We start from the raw sequence: 14319 nt of genomic DNA, 5'->3' as shown, positions 1-14319 counted from the left end.
GGCGGCGGCTACTGGCCCCCGGCGTCGGCCGGCTGATGTGCCGTCAAGGCACGGCCGGCCGGGGCGCCGGGGGGTGCCGGTCGCGGGGGAGGGGCGCCCCGGCCCAGCCAGAGCAGCAGCAGGCCGAGGGCGCAGGCGATCGCCGGCCAGTACAGGTAGCGGTAGTTCGTCGCGGGCATGATCGGCAGATAGCCGAGGATGTAGGCCGCCGAGCTGATGCCCAGGGCCCGGACGGGCATCGCGAAGGCGCCCCGGCCGGGCCGGACGGCGAGCACGAGCGCCACGGCGAGCCAGAACCAGCCGCGGAACAGCCACCGCACGTCCGTGACCATGCCGGTGACGTAGGTGTCGAGCATGTCCTCCAGCCGGGGGTGCGCCACCTCGATGCCCTGGTCGTTGCGGCTGACCCCCGGGTGGTAGGGGTAGCCGGTGTCGAACAGCAGGCTGGTGAACAGCCGCAGCCGGTACTGGACGTAGTGCGGCACGTGCCCGCTCATCTCGCGCAGCCACAGGGACGTGATCTCGCCGGAGTCCCCGCGCAGTCCGTCCGCCGGGCGTTCGTAGCAGGCCCAGTAGGCGTCCGACAGGGCCCCGACGCGTCGGCACTCCCGCGCGGCGGCCACGAGCCGGTCCCTGAGGCCGGGTGACACGTCCGCCGACCGCAGCTCGTCCACCCGCAGCACGTGCACCAGGTCGTCGATCATGATCTGTGCGCCCTGTCTGGTCTGCAGCGGCTGCGCGAACAGGGAGATGGCGGCGGCCGGCACGACGAGCGCGGCCACGAGCGCCGCCGTGCACGTCACCCACGTACGGCGGCCGGGAGCCCGCCACAGGGCGAGGACGAGCATCACGAAGACGGGGAGCGCGGCGACGAAGGCGTTCTTGCGCACGAGCATCGCGTAGGCGAGGAACAGCACGCCCAGCCAGAGCAGCCCCCACCGCACGGCGGGACGCGGCGGGGTGTCCCGCAGCCGCAGCCCGGTGAACGCGACCGCGCACGCGGCGAGCAGCGCGAACGCCGCGTGCACGTCCTTCCACACCACCCCGGCGAAGGTCAGCACGAACGGCGTCAGCCCGAGGCCGAGCACGGCGAGCGAACCGCCCCGGCTCCCGGTCAGCGCCCACACGCACCAGGCCAGGACCCAGAGCGCGCCCCAGAGGACGAGGGACTGCAGGACGAGCAGGGACGCGATCGAGCCGGTCACGGCGATCAGCGCCCGCCACACCAGGCTCAGCACCGGCGGATGCCAGTCGGTCAGCGGTGTCTTCCCCTCGGCCTGCCGGAGCTGGTCGAGGCTGTCGGGACTCAGGTACCCGGGGGCGAACACGAGGACCGTGGCCAGGCAGCAGCCCGCGGCGACGGCGGCCAGTCCCCAGATCCAGCGCTGCCGCACCCATCCTGTTTGTCCCATATGCCGGATGCTAGCCGCTCGTCGGGCGCCGACCGCTCAGGGAGCGACGAAGACGTAGCGCCTATAGGCGTAGAAGCGGAACAGCGTCGCCAGCGCCCAGCCGAGGATGCGGGCGGTGTTGTCGCTGAGCGCCGAGTCGAGCCCGAGCAGATGCCGGGAGGCGAAGACCGTCCCCGCGGTGATGGCGAGCCCGACCCCGTTCGCGACGAGGAACAGGGCGAGTTCGCGGCTCACCTGCTCGCGGTGCCGGTGGCGGTAGGTCCAGTAGCGGTTCCCGGCCCAGCTGAACAGGGCCGCCGCAGCGGTCGCGACGACCGACGCCCGGACGGGGGAGTCCCGCATCACCCCGCCCCCGGCGCCTCCGGGCAGCCCGAAGACGAGCAGGTTGTAGCCGCCGTTGTCGACGACGAACGCCAGGGCCCCGATGACGCCGAACTTGGCGGCCTCGCGCCAGATGCCCCTGAGGGTGTCGCGCACGCGCTGTGTCACAGATGCGAGGACCGGCACACGGCGAGCGTAACGACCCGGCGCGCCCTCACCGCCCAGGCGCGCTCATATCGCATGATTTCCTACCGAATGAGACATCGGTCCGAGTGAGGAGTGGTCGTGGAGCCGACGATCGCGTGTGTCGTGCCGTGTCACAACGAGGAGGCGGCCGTCGGCAAGGTCGTCCGCGACCTGCGGGCGGCCCTCCCCGAAGCCGACATCTACGTGTACGACAACGCCTCCACCGACCGCACGGTGGAGATCGCCCGGGAAGCGGGCGCGATCGTCCGGACGGAGCCCCGCAAGGGCAAGGGCAACGTCATCCGCCGCGCCTTCGCCGACGTCGACGCGGACGCCCTGCTCATCGTCGACGGCGACGACACCTACGACGCCTCCCGCGCCCGGGACCTCGTCGACCTGCTCTTCGAGGGGCCCTACGACCAGGTCGTCGGCGCCCGCCGGGTGACGGCCGACGGGGCCTACCGGGCCGGGCACGCGGCCGGCAACAAGCTGCTCACCGGGGCGGTGCGGTCGCTGTTCGGCAACGACGTGACCGACATGCTCAGCGGCTACCGGGTCTTCTCGCGGCGGTTCGTGAAGTCCTTCCCGGCCCTGGCCCGCGAGTTCGAGACCGAGACCGAGATGACCATCCACGCCCTGCACCTGCGGCTCCCCACGGCGGAGGTCGCCGTGGACTACCGCGTCCGGCCCGCGGGCGGCGAGAGCAAGCTGCGCACCTACCGGGACGGCTGGCGCATCCTGCGGGTCATCCTCGACCTGGCGCGCCGCGAGCGGCCCTCCCTCGTGCACACCCTGATCGCGGGCGTGCTGGCCCTGGTCTCGGTCATCCTCGGCGTCCCCGTCGTCACCGAGTTCGTGCGGACGGGCAGCGTGCCCCGCCTCCCGACGGCGGTCCTCGCCGCCGCCATCATGACCATCGCGGCGCTCGTCCTGCTCGTGGGCTACATCCTGGAGTCGCTCACGCACATGCGGCAGGAGCAGTCCCGGCTGGTGCACCTCGCCTACCCGGCGCCGGTGCGCTCCCCCCGCTACACCGCCCACGGCGCCGGCACCGGTCCCGTCCCGGTCCGCAAGCCCCTCGGGGGGCCCTGAGCCGCCAGGGGACCGGCACGCGCGCAGTACGATGATCGGAACCCCGGGTGTGCGGGGTCCCGTGACTGAGGAGATGCGTGCCGGTGCCTGCCCGACTTCCTTCGTGGGCCTGGGCGACCGGGCTGACCGTGGGAGCGATAGCCGCGGTGACGGTCCTGGCCGTGCAGGCGGACCGGGGCCCGCACCCCACCGCCACCTCGGCCAAGCCGAGCAGCGCGGCGTCGGCGGGCGCGCAGCCCACTCCCGCCGCTTCGGCCCCGGCGCGGGTGCCCGACGGCTCCGGCACCGGCCGGCGCATCGTCTACTCCCTGGGGGAGAAGCGGGTGTGGCTGGTCGACGCGAGCGAGGCGTCGCGCCGCACGTTCACGGTGTGGCCGGGCACGGTCTCCCCCGACCCCGGCACGTACACGGTGTCGTCCCGCAACGCGGCCACCACCGGCTCGGACGGCGTCCAGATCGAGCACATCGTCTACTTCGCCGCGAAGTCCGGCGTCTCCGTCGCCTTCTCCAACGCGGTCGACGGGGCCTCGCCGCCGCCCGCCGCGTCCGGCACGCAGACGGGCGGGGTCCGGATGCGGAAGGCGGACGGCTCGGCCCTGTGGGCGTTCGGCACGGTCGGCACGACCGTGACGGTGGTCAAGTAGCGGACGTCTCCGACCGCGGGGCCGACAGCTGGTTGACGATCAGCACGACCCCGCTGAACAGGAAGATCCGGGTCGCGGCGTCCAGCCCGTTCCAGCTCTTGGACTGCCACATCGAGAACCACTCACCGCCGATCGCGATGAACCCGGCCCCGAACAGCAGCATCACCATCAGCAGCCCGTACGTCGACATGCGCCGGGCACGCGCCGCATCGCGTCTGGCCCACAGCCAGCTGCCGTATATGAGGACGAGCGCGGCGACGGTCTCCCACGCGATGATCGCGACGTAGGCGGCGTCCTGGAGCCCCTGGCTGGTGATGGCCCGCCACATCAGGTCCTCGTCCTTGAACGTGGTGTCCATGGCCAGAACATGACGGACGAACTGCTGGTTGGTTCCGAAGTCGGTGATGTTCCCGAAGGCGACGAGCGCCATGTAGAGGGCGATGGTGGCGGTGAGCAGCAAGGCGGCGAGGGACAGCCCGCCGCGTGAGGTTGTGGAGGTGGCCATGTCGATCATTCTTCCCGGGAGCGGCCGCTGTTGTCCCCCCAACCGCTGGATCTGTCCTCGCCGGGTGAACGGCATGCGAATTACCTGTGTGCGGGCGTAATTCGACCGTGACGTAATGCGGGGGAGTGGGGTAATCTTCGAGCCAAGAGGCTTGTGGTCTGGTCGAGTTGTTTCCGGGAGGTGTGCGATGGTGCGGCGGCTGATCCCTGACGAACCCCACCGTTCGGCACCCTCACTCCCGGCTCCCAGCCACCCCCGGTCCTAGCCACCCCCGGTCCTAGCGCGTCCCCGCCGGACCGTTCCCCACCCCTGGGTTTTTTCTTCCAACACCCCTGCATTCAAGGAGGCATCGGTGTTCGACGAGCGCAAAGAAGCGGAAATGAGGCTGTACTCGGAAAGGCTGGCGCGGGAACTCGCCCTGAAGAAGCGGAGCGATGAGGACCCCGAGAACGCCGGGAACACCGAAAACGCCGAGAATTCGGAAACGACCTCCGTCGAAAACTGAGCCGGCCGGCTCGGGCACGGTCAGCCGCGCCCGAGCCGCCGTGCCGGCCCCGGCACCCAGAGCCAGGTACGCGCGCGAGTGCGGCCCACGATGTCGGCGCTGTGCGCCGCCGCCACCACCGCCATGACCGGCCAGGCCAGGAACGTCGTCCCGATCTGCGCGTACGCCCCGTCCGTGGCCATGCCGACGACCGCGAGTTCGCCGGGGAAGACCAGCAGCCCCAGCACCCCTCCCGCCAGGGCGAGTCCCCCTGCGCGCGTGAGGACGCGGGCAGCGAGGGCCAGCCCTCCCGCGAGGAGCGAGCCCATCAGCAGCCCGGCCAGCACGCTCCCTCCCAGCAGCAGCCCGCCGTAGCGCACGTCATGGGCGGCGAGCCGCGTGTCCCCTCCCCGCAGGAACTCCACCGCGGCCACCCCCAGGGCGAGAGCGGCCCACGGCAGGCCCGGGACGCAGGCCATCAGCAGGCCGACCCGCACACCGCGCCCCCACACGCCCCGCCTGTCCATACGCCCTCCGCTCTCCCACGTGCCGCTCTCGCACGTGCCGCATGAGGAGACCACGTGAGCGGCTTGGCCGTCACCCCCGGGGACGGAATGATCAGGGTCATGACCTCTCAGGACCTCGGGCCCTCGGAACCGTCGGCGATCCGGATCGGCGCCCTCGTGCCGCTGACCCCGCCCGGCTGGGTCGAGGCGGGCCGGCACCTGCTCGCCGGACTCGAACTGGCCGTCGACCACGTCAACGACACCGGCGGGATCGCCGGGAGGCCACTGGAGCTCGTGGTCCGGGACACCGCCGCCGACCCGCGGCAGGCCACCGCGGCCGTGGCGGAGCTGGCCCGCCTCGGTGTGGCCGCCCTGGCCGGGGAGTTCCACAGCGTCGTCGCGCGCGCCGCCGCCACCGAGGCCGACGCGCTCGGCGTGCCGTTCCTCTGCTCGTCAGGGGTCCTGGACGCGCTGACCGAGGAGCCGACGCAGTGGGTCGCGCGTCTCGCCCCGGCGCAGTCGCACGGCTGGCGCCGCTACGCGGACTTCCTCCTCGGCGCGGGCCACAGCCGTATCGCCGTGGCGACCGAACCCAGCGCGTACTGGGCGTCCGGGACCCGCATCCTCCGGGACCACCTCGCCCCACGCGGCGGCACCGTCACCGAACTCGACCTGCGCGCCCTCACCCCCACGGCCCTGTGCGACGCACTCGCCGACACCCGCGCGACCGCCCTGCTCCTCCTGGCCGGCTTCCCGGAACCGGCGGTGCCGGTCGTCCGGGCCGTCCGCCGCGACCAGCGCCTCACCCAGGTCATGATCGGTGCGCCGGCCGGGCAGCCGGAGTTCCCGGCGTGGTCGGCGCTGCTGGGCGACGACAGCGTCGCGGTCCCGTTCCTGCGCTACCTGCCCGAGCACCTCGGCCCACTCGGCACCCGCGTCGAAACGGCCCTGCGCGAGCGGCTGGCCGCGGCGCCCTCCTTCGTCGCGTTCGAGGGCTACGACACGATCGCGGTCCTCGCCGACCTCCTGCGCTCCCACGGCACGGACCGGGCACGCATCGCCGCGTCCTGGCCCCACGTCGCGGTCGAGGGCACCCGCGGCCGGATCAGCTTCTCCCGCACGCCCGGCATCGGCGTGTGGCAGTGGACGTGGGCACCGACCCAGGTGGCGGACCGGGACCCGTCCCACCCGGACCGCTTCCGGGTCCTCCGCACGGGCTGAGACCCACCGTCCCCGTTCGATTACAGTGCTGAGCTGTCGTACGTATGGACGGTGCCTGGGGAGGTCAAGGTGGGTGCGACTGCCGGTGCCGTCTGGGGCCGTACGGAGCAGCAGGACTTCCGGAGCCGGGTGCGGGGGACGCTGCTCGGCGCGGCCGTCGGGGACGCGCTGGGGGCGCCCGTCGACGGGATGACCATCGAGGGGATCCGGGAGGCGTACGGGGCGGAGGGCCTGGTGGACCTGGCCCCCGCCTACGGCAGACGCGGTGCCGTCACCCACCTCACGCAGCTCACCCTGTTCTCCGTCGACGGGCTGATCCGGGCCCAGGTCCGGCGGGACACCGGCGCCTGGCACCCGCCGACCGATCTGCACCGCGCCTACCTGCGCTGGGCCGCCACCCAGCGGGACTGGGGCCCCGACGAGCGCCGCAAGGACGACGGGTGGCTCGCGCGGGAGGAGTGGCTGTACGCGCGGCGGGATCCCAGTCGCGCCCTGCTGCTGGGGCTCGGCGACGACACCATGGGGACCCCGGACGCGCCCAAGAACCCCGGGGAGGCCGGGCCCGAGGCGGCTGCCCGGTCCGCCCCGTTCGGACTGCTCGTGGGGTGGGAGCCGCAGCTCGTCGCCCAGCTCGCGGTGGAGTGCGCGGCGCAGACCCACGGGCACCCCACGGCCTGCCTCGCGGCGGGCGCGTACGCCGTGATCGTGCACGCCCTGGCCCTCGGCGAGAGCCTCGACGGTGCCGTGCAGCGGGCCTTCGCGCTGCTCGCCGCCCGGCCCGGGCACCAGCCCGTGTCGGACGCGCTGCAGCACGCGCTGGGCGCCGTACGGCAGGGCATGCCCGGGCCCGAGCGCGTCGCCGAGCTGAGCGGGGCGGGCACCGCGGAGGGTCTCGTCGGCGCCGCCGTGTACTGCGCGCTGGTCGCCGCCGACGTCCGGCACGGGCTGTGCCTCGCCGTCAACCACGACGGCCCCTCCGCCGCCACCGCCGCCCTGACCGGCGGCCTCCTCGGCGCCCTGCACGGCGAGACGGCCCTGCCGCCGGCCTGGCTGGCCGAGCTGGAGGGCCGCCCCACGATCCTGGAACTGGCCGACGACTTCGCCATGGAGATGACCCAGGGCCCGGCCCTGCACGGCCCGGCCGGCTCGTCCCCGGGCTGGCTGGCGCGGTACCCGCGGGGCGCCTAAGGCCCCTTCACCTCCCTCGGCCGCTCCCATTGCTCATCGCCCTGGCATGGTCGCGTCACCGGGCGGAGGTCACGCCGTCACCTTCGGTCCTCAGGATCTGCACGGCCCGATCCCGGGATCACCCCCGGCGCTGCCCCACCGGGTCTCGTCCGTTCATCCCCCTTCGTGGAGGCACTGTGCGCAACCTGCGCGGGACACAGACGGCCGCGATCCTCGCGGCCCTGACGGCCGTGGCGGTCCTGCCCACCTCGGCCCAGGCGTACGACCCGGGGCTCCCGGAGGTGACCGCCACCAGCGAGACCCCGGCCCTGTACGGCGACGACGCCGGCGGCAACGCCGACGCCGACGACCCGGCGATCTGGCGCAACGCCGCCGACCCGGACGCCAGCCTGGTGATCGCCACCGCCAAGGAAGGCGGGCTGCGCGTGTACGACCTGGCCGGCAAGGAGGTGCAGTCCATTCCGGCGCCGCCCGCGCCCGCCCCCGACGACAAGCCGGGCCGCTTCAACAACGTGGACCTGATCTCCGGGTTCCCGCTGCCGACCGGCCGCGCCGACGTCGCCGTCGTCACCGACCGGGGCCGCGACCACCTGCGGATCTACCGCATCACCCCGGGCGCCGCGCGGCCGCTGACCGACATCACCGACCCGAACGCCCCGCTGGTCTTCTCCAGGAGCCAGGACGAGGTCAACGACCAGGCCACCCCCTACGGCCTGGCCACCTGGAAGGACAAGGCGACGGGCCGCTCCTACGCGGTGGTCAGTCAGCGCAGCCGTACCCGCCTCGCCCTGCTGGAGCTGACGACGACCCCCGGCGGAGCCGTCACCTACCGGCAGGTCCGCACCTACGACCTGCCCGCCTCCTTCACCCTGCCCGACGGCACGTCCTGGACCCCCTGCACCGACCCCGGCGACCTCCCGCAGGTCGAGGGCATGGTCGTGGACCCGGTGAACAAGGTGCTCTACGCCGGCCAGGAGGACGTCGGCATCTGGCGGCTGCCCGCCGGCCTCGGCGGCAGGCCGAAGCTGATCGACAAGGTGCGGGAGTACGGCGTCCCCGCCACCTACGACGAGGCGACCGAGGAGTGCGTCGCGGGCGCCGACCCCGGCTACGGCGGTACGCACCTGTCGGCCGACGTCGAGGGCCTCACCCTCCTCGACGAGGGCTCCGGCGACGGCTACCTGCTCGCCTCCAGCCAGGGCGACGACACCTTCGCCGCGTACGACCGCGAGGTGTCCGAGGACAACGAGTACGAGAGCGGCTTCCGGATCACCGCCGGCACCGTCGACGGCTCCGAGGAGTGCGACGGCGCCGCGGTGCTGAACGCGCCCCTGGGCTCCCGCTACCCGAACGGCCTGCTCGTGGTGCAGGACGGCCACAACACCCCGGACGAGACGGACGCGGACGGGGAGGTCCGCGACAACACCGACTTCAAGTTCGTCGACCTGGGCACGGTCACCGGCGCCCTGGACGAGGACGACTGAGCCGCGCGTACGCCTCCGCCCGGTCCGGCGGAGGCGTACGTCCCGGGATCAGAACGGCGCGAGGGCCGACCACAGCCCGCGTCCGTGCGTCCCCACCAGGAGCCGCCCGCCGTCGGGGGAGACGTCCAGGGAGACGACCCCGGCGTTGGGCAGGGCACCGGCCAGCCGGTACCAGGTGCACCCGCCCCTGCCGGTGGGCGCGGCGGCGAAGACTCCGACGTCCGTGCCGACGACGACGTGCCCGCGCCACAGGGCGAGCGCCCCGGTGGGTGCGTCGGGCAGGTCGCCGGTGCGGTCGGTCCAGGTGGTGCCGCCGTCGGTGCTCTCGAAGACGTGTCCCTCGCCCGCGCCCGAGACATAACTGCGGGTGAAGCCGCCGTACGTGGCCCAGACGTGGCGGGCGTCGTCAGGATCGACGGTGAGCGAGGTGACGTACCGGTTCGGCAGCGGTGCGGTGAGCCGGTGCCAGGTGCCGCCCGCGTCGGTGTCGATGCCGCTGGCGTACGCGGGGCCGCTCCAGTCCTCCCAGCCCGCGTACGTCACCGAGCCGTTCGCCGCGAGGGCGGTGACGGCGTGGTTCTCGCCGGTGTCGTGGACGTTCTTCCAGTCGCAGGAGGTGTCCGTGCAGCGGGTGTCCCAGCCCTTGCCGCCGTTGTCCCAGACGTACCGGCCGCCCGCGACCCAGTGGTTCAGGTCCCCCACGTCGGAGGTGTAAGGGGCGATGAACTCGGGCCCGGGGTCGCAGCCCTGAAGGTCCGGATTCCAGTCGCAGGCGGGGGAGATGTTCGTGAAGGAGGGCGTCGTGCCGTCGGAGCGGCCGCCGTCGGTGGTCAGCTGCAGGTCCAGGTCGACGTACTCGTTCACGGCGTGGTCGGCGTTCGCCGGGTCGGCGAGGACGAAGCCGCCGTCGCCGCCGGAGGGCTGGTACAGCTCGCGCGCGCCGGGCAGGCTCAGCACGTTGCCGTTGTCCTGGGTGCCGCCCCAGGTGGACAGGGCGCCGGTGGCCGGGTCGCGGGCGTAGGCGGCGTCGTAGTACTGGAGGGTGCGCAGGTCCTGGTTGAGGTTGGTCCAGCCCTCGGCGGGCAGCACGGGGTCGGGGCGCAGGGTGGCCGGGCGTTCGTAGACTCCGCCGTCGTTGCCGAAGTAGACGCGGTGGTCCGCGCCGAAGGCGATGGCGTGCTGGTCCGGGTGGGTGGTCATGGGGCAGCCGCCCGCGACCAGGCCCTGCGTGTAGCACTTCAGGCCGTAGTTCCAGTACGGGCCGACCGTCGCCCAGGTCCGGCCCGCGTCCCAGCTCTCGAAGACCTCGGAGAACGCCGCGTAGACGTGCCGCGGGTCGGCGGGGTCCACGGCGACGTACTGGTTGTACCAGGCGCTGCCGGCCGGGTCGCTGTTCTGCGCGCCCGCCGCCTTGAGGACGTCCTCGTCGGCGACGGTCGTCCAGGGCCCGGCCGGGTCGCCGTCGGCCGAGCGGTACACCGCGCCGTCGTCGCTGCCCTTCGCGCCGTCGGCGACGAGGGCGAACAGTTCGTGGCCGTCGGCGGAGTACGACAGGGTGGACCGGCCCGGGGTGACGCCCGTGAGGTCACCGGCCGGGGTGACCTTGTGCCAGGTGCCGGGTCTGCCGTGGTCGTCGGACTCGTAGATGCCGTTCGCGTCGCCCGCGGCGGTGAACTGACGTGCTGTCATCGCCACGACCTGGCGTCCACCCGTTCCGGGGCGTACGGCGACGTCGGTGGCCGCCGAGGAGAGGGCGGTGTCCGGGTCGCCGGGGGCCAGGGCGACCGTCCAGTCGGAGGTGATGTCGCCCGCGGAGCGGCGCAGGACACCCTCGTCGGTGGCCGCGTAGACGTGTCCCTGGCCGTCGAAGGAGATCCGGGGGACGACACTGCCGTCCATGCGCCTGCCGACCTGCTTCCAGGTGCGGCCCCGGTCGGTGGAGCGGTAGATGCCGAGTCCGGTGTAGGAGTCGCCGGAGTTGCTGGGCTCGCCGGTCCCGATCCACAGGCTGTGGTCGGCGGGGTTGACGGCCAGGGCGCCCATGGCGAGGGTCGGCTGATGGTCGGACAGGGGTCGCCAGTGCCGTCCGTCGTCGTCCGAGCGCCACAGACCGCCGTCGGCGGCGCCCATGTAGACCGTGTGCCCGTCCACGGCGAGGGAGGCGACGCGGCCGCTGTTCAGGCCCCAGCCGGCGCCGAAGTTCGAGGCGACGGGGTCGGCGTACCCCTTGTCCTCCTGCTGGAGCGGGACGCGCGTGACCTCAGACCACCAGGTCGGTACGGACGGCAGCCGTTCCGCCCGGGTACGGGCGTCGGCCAGCGCGCCCGGCGCGACCGTGCCGCCGGGGGCCGTCTTCGCGCGGGCCTGCTGGGCGAACCCGGCGGTCGGGTCGTCGCGATCGGTGCCGTCGTCGTCGCCGTCGTCGTCGGTCGCGATCAGCGCGTGTGCGGCGGTGGCCGTCGAGGGATCGACCGGGCCGGGTCTGAGGTGGGTGTGGGGGGTGGCGGGCGACGCCGCGTCGGCGCGGCCCGCCACCAGGAGCAGGGCGCAGGCGGCGATGAGGGCCGCCCGGGCCCCCTGTGGGGGGCGGATCGGTTTCATGTGCCTGATCCCACAGCGGTTGCTTGAACTTTTAAGACACGAGGGAGCAATCCTTCGGCAAATCTCATCTCTGCGGCTGGTCAAGCGAGTTGGGCGGGGCTGCCCGTCGACCTCAGTCCTTCACCGGCGTGCGGACCGCGTCCTCGACGCCGCCCGCCGGTGTCGGGATCGCCGCCGCCGCGGTCCCGTCGCCGTCCGTGTTGATCTTCTCGATGATGGCGAGCCGTTCCGGGGTGTCCTCCGGCTTCAGGAAGCCGATCAGGATGTAGAGGACCAGCGACACGGCGAGCGGGATCGACACCTGGTACTGGAGCGGGACGCCGCCCTCGACGTTCCAGTTGATCGGGTAGTTCACCAGCCAGAAGGCGAGCAGGCCCATCGACCAGCTGGTGAGGGCGGCCGTCGGGCCGGAGCGGCGGAAGGGCCGCAGCAGGCCGAGCATCATCGGGATGGCCATCGGGCCCATCAGGCCGGCCACCCACTTGATGACGACGGTGATGATGTCCTTGAACGTGGGGGAGTTGACCTGCGTCGCCGCCGCCATGGACAGGCCGAGGAAGACGACCGTGGCGATCCGGGCCACGCGCAGGCCCTGCCCCTCGCTCCACGCCCGCGCCCGGCGCCACACCACGGGCGCGCAGTCCCGGGTGAACACCGCCGCGATGGCGTTGGCGTCGGAGGAGCACATGGCCATGGTGTGTGAGAAGAAGCCGACGATGACCAGACCCAGCAGACCGTGGGGGAGGAGCTGTTCGGTCATCAGGGCGTAGGAGTCGGAGCCGTCCGGCTTCTGCGACTCGACCAGCAGCGGCGACATCCACATGGGGAAGAACAGCACCAGCGGCCAGACCAGCCAGAGGATCGCCGACAGCCGGGCCGACCGCTCGGCCTCCTTGGCGTTGGGCGTGGCCATGTAGCGCTGGGCCTGGTTGAGCATGCCGCCGTTGTACTCGAACAGCTTGATGAAGAGGAAGGCGAGCAGGAACACCGTGCCGTACGGGCCGACCAGCGGTTTCTCATGGCCCTGGAGTTCGGGCGAGTCCCAGACACCGAAGAAGCCGCCGTGGTCGTCGAGCCGTACGAAGACCGCGACGAACATGGCGATGCCGGCCAGCAACTGGATGACGAACTGGCCGAGTTCGGTCAGCGCGTCCGCCCAGAGGCCGCCGATCGTGCAGTAGATCGCCGTGATGCCGCCGGTGATGAGGATGCCCTGGTTCAGGGAGATGCCCGTGAAGACGGACAGCAGCGTGGCGATCGCCGCCCACTTCGCGCCCACGTCCACGATCTTCAGCAGCATGCCCGACCAGGCCAGCGCCTGCTGCGTCTTCAGGTCGTAGCGGTTCTTCAGGTACTCCAGCGGGGAGGCCACATGGAGCCGGGAGCGCAGCCGGTTGATGCGCGGGGCGAACAGCTTCGAGCCGATGGCGATGCCGAGGGCGATGGGGAAGGACCAGGTGACGAAGGATGTGACGCCGTAGGTGTAGGCGATGCCCGCGTACCCGGTGAACATCACCGCGCTGTAGCCCGACATGTGGTGCGAGATGCCGGAGAGCCACCACGGCATCTTGCCGCCGGCGGTGAAGAAGTCGCTGACGTTGTCCACGCGTTTGTGCGACCAGACGCCGATCGCGACCATCACGGCGAAATAGCCGATGAGCACGGCCCAGTCGAGACCGTTCATGTGCGCCCTCCCAGGGATCAGCCCGGCGCTCATCGTGGGCGCTACTGCGTGAACACGACAAGTGACTGTATGGTCAAAGGGAGGTAAAGATGTTCGGTGTGCTGGCCTCAGTTCAGCTATCTGAACTCAGCGCATCAGCTCCCCCGCGTTGACCAGCAACGACTGCCCGGTGATCGCCCGCGTCCGGTCCGACGCCAGGAACACCGCCGCGTCGGCCACGTCCGAGTCCGCGGCCAGTTCGGGCAGGGCCACCCGCTCGGTCAGCCGCTCCAGCACGGCCGCCTCGGGCACGCCCTCCGCCCGCGCGGTGAGCCGCACGTACGCCCGCACCGGCGGCCCCCACATCCAGCCGGGCAGCACGGTGTTGACCCGGATCCGGTGCGGGCCGAGCTCCCGGGCCAGCGAGTACATCGCACTCGTCAGCGCCCCCTTCGACGCCGCGTACGCCGCCTGCCGCACCTGCGACGGGGCCGCCACCGCCGACTGCGTCCCGATGAACACGACCGATCCGCCGCCCGTTTTCAGCGACGGCAGGCAGGCCCGGGTCATCCGCAGGGTGCCCAGCAGGTTCACCTCCAACACGGCACGCCAGGCCTCGAAGTCCGCGTCCTCCAGCCCGCCGAAGTGGCCGTCCAGCGCGGCCACGTGCACGACGGCGTCGATCCGCCCGAACCGCTCCACCGCCAGCCCGGCCAGCGCCGCGCACTGCGCCTCGTCGGAGATGTCGGTGGCCCGGTACGCCGTGCGCGCCCCGTCGGGGTCCAGCTCCTCGGCGGTCTTCGCCAGGTTCGCCGCCGTGCGGGCGCCGAGCACCACGCGCCCGCCGTCCCGCAGCACGGCCGCCGCGACCTGCCGCCCGAGCCCCGCCCCGACCCCCGACACGACGACGGTCTTCCCCGCGAGCAGCGACATGGCAGGACCTCCCGGACCTCTGGCGCATTATCTGACGGAGCGTCAGAGTATGGGCCAGCCACCAACGAAGGGGAAGGGA

At 72.6% G+C, this 14319-nt stretch carries 13 protein-coding genes; 6 read left to right on the top strand and 7 right to left on the bottom strand.

The window, feature by feature from the left end; all coding sequences use genetic code 11:
- Positions 1-8: 8 nt before the first annotated feature.
- Entirely contained in the window at positions 9-1412 is a 1404-nt protein-coding gene (locus ABZ948_RS18750) for a hypothetical protein (RefSeq protein ID WP_359760859.1), read from the bottom strand.
- 36 nt (positions 1413-1448) lie between these two features.
- Positions 1449-1919: a GtrA family protein gene (locus ABZ948_RS18745; RefSeq protein WP_359760857.1), complete on the bottom strand. Its 471-nt coding sequence runs from the start codon at positions 1917-1919 to the stop codon at positions 1449-1451.
- A gap of 93 nt (positions 1920-2012) precedes the next feature.
- Between ABZ948_RS18745 and ABZ948_RS18740 the strand changes: the two genes are divergently transcribed.
- Together ABZ948_RS18740 and ABZ948_RS18735 are read left to right on the top strand one after the other, a co-directional pair.
- Positions 2013-3011, top strand: coding sequence for a glycosyltransferase family 2 protein (locus ABZ948_RS18740; protein ID WP_359760855.1), 999 nt, complete (start codon positions 2013-2015; stop codon positions 3009-3011).
- Positions 3012-3094: 83 nt separating this feature from the next.
- Positions 3095-3655, top strand: a complete 561-nt coding sequence (locus ABZ948_RS18735) for a hypothetical protein (RefSeq protein WP_359760853.1) — start codon at positions 3095-3097, stop codon at positions 3653-3655.
- Here the strand turns inward: ABZ948_RS18735 and ABZ948_RS18730 are convergent.
- Positions 3648-4160 (bottom strand): DUF2165 domain-containing protein, encoded by a 513-nt coding sequence (locus ABZ948_RS18730; RefSeq protein WP_359760851.1) that lies wholly within the window; start codon positions 4158-4160, stop codon positions 3648-3650. The two genes, ABZ948_RS18735 and ABZ948_RS18730, sit on opposite strands and share 8 nt — an antisense overlap.
- Before the next feature lie 352 nt (positions 4161-4512).
- Here ABZ948_RS18730 and ABZ948_RS18725 point away from each other — a divergent pair, with 352 nt between their 5' ends.
- The gene (locus ABZ948_RS18725; RefSeq protein ID WP_359760849.1) at positions 4513-4665 is read left to right on the top strand and encodes a hypothetical protein; all 153 of its coding nucleotides are present in this window, start codon (positions 4513-4515) and stop codon (positions 4663-4665) included.
- A 20-nt stretch (positions 4666-4685) separates the two neighbouring features.
- Here ABZ948_RS18725 and ABZ948_RS18720 read toward each other — a convergent pair whose 3' ends face one another.
- Entirely contained in the window at positions 4686-5171 is a 486-nt protein-coding gene (locus ABZ948_RS18720) for a hypothetical protein (protein WP_359760847.1), read from the bottom strand.
- Positions 5172-5270: 99 nt separating this feature from the next.
- Between ABZ948_RS18720 and ABZ948_RS18715 the strand changes: the two genes are divergently transcribed.
- The 3 genes from ABZ948_RS18715 to ABZ948_RS18705 all read left to right on the top strand — a co-directional run bounded on the left by ABZ948_RS18715 (position 5271) and on the right by ABZ948_RS18705 (position 9043).
- Positions 5271-6371 (top strand): ABC transporter substrate-binding protein, encoded by a 1101-nt coding sequence (locus ABZ948_RS18715; RefSeq protein ID WP_359760845.1) that lies wholly within the window; start codon positions 5271-5273, stop codon positions 6369-6371.
- A gap of 69 nt (positions 6372-6440) precedes the next feature.
- Positions 6441-7559 carry an ADP-ribosylglycohydrolase family protein gene (locus ABZ948_RS18710; protein ID WP_359760843.1) on the top strand — a complete coding sequence of 373 codons (1119 nt, stop codon included), beginning with the start codon at positions 6441-6443 and terminating at the stop codon, positions 7557-7559.
- Between the two features lie 176 nt (positions 7560-7735).
- Positions 7736-9043 carry a phytase gene (locus ABZ948_RS18705; RefSeq protein ID WP_359760841.1) on the top strand — a complete coding sequence of 436 codons (1308 nt, stop codon included), beginning with the start codon at positions 7736-7738 and terminating at the stop codon, positions 9041-9043.
- 48 nt (positions 9044-9091) lie between these two features.
- Here the strand turns inward: ABZ948_RS18705 and ABZ948_RS18700 are convergent, their stop codons facing one another.
- From ABZ948_RS18700 to ABZ948_RS18690, 3 genes are all read right to left on the bottom strand, one after another.
- Entirely contained in the window at positions 9092-11644 is a 2553-nt protein-coding gene (locus ABZ948_RS18700; RefSeq protein WP_359760839.1) for a hypothetical protein, read from the bottom strand.
- Between the two features lie 112 nt (positions 11645-11756).
- On the bottom strand, positions 11757-13328 hold the full coding sequence (locus ABZ948_RS18695; RefSeq protein ID WP_359760837.1) for a sodium:solute symporter family protein: 1572 nt from the start codon (positions 13326-13328) through the stop codon (positions 11757-11759).
- 126 nt (positions 13329-13454) lie between these two features.
- Positions 13455-14240, bottom strand: coding sequence for an SDR family oxidoreductase (locus ABZ948_RS18690; protein WP_359760836.1), 786 nt, complete (start codon positions 14238-14240; stop codon positions 13455-13457).
- Positions 14241-14319 lie beyond the last annotated feature (79 nt).

Origin of the sequence: Streptomyces olindensis, assembly GCF_040645895.1 — a bacterium.
GTDB lineage: Bacteria > Actinomycetota > Actinomycetes > Streptomycetales > Streptomycetaceae > Streptomyces > Streptomyces olindensis.
The sequence above is the reverse complement of the archived record's forward strand: the minus strand, read 5'-3'. Positions and strand labels throughout refer to the sequence as shown.

Coding starts and splice junctions, on each gene's coding strand:
- ABZ948_RS18690 (WP_359760836.1), bottom strand. CDS start 14,240: ATGTCGCTGCTCGCGGGGAAGACCGTCGTCGTGTCGGGGGTCGGGGCG.
- ABZ948_RS18730 (WP_359760851.1), bottom strand. CDS start 4,160: ATGGCCACCTCCACAACCTCACGCGGCGGGCTGTCCCTCGCCGCCTTG.
- ABZ948_RS18700 (WP_359760839.1), bottom strand. CDS start 11,644: ATGAAACCGATCCGCCCCCCACAGGGGGCCCGGGCGGCCCTCATCGCC.
- ABZ948_RS18720 (WP_359760847.1), bottom strand. CDS start 5,171: ATGGACAGGCGGGGCGTGTGGGGGCGCGGTGTGCGGGTCGGCCTGCTG.
- ABZ948_RS18695 (WP_359760837.1), bottom strand. CDS start 13,328: ATGAACGGTCTCGACTGGGCCGTGCTCATCGGCTATTTCGCCGTGATG.
- ABZ948_RS18750 (WP_359760859.1), bottom strand. CDS start 1,412: ATGGGACAAACAGGATGGGTGCGGCAGCGCTGGATCTGGGGACTGGCC.
- ABZ948_RS18715 (WP_359760845.1), top strand. CDS start 5,271: ATGACCTCTCAGGACCTCGGGCCCTCGGAACCGTCGGCGATCCGGATC.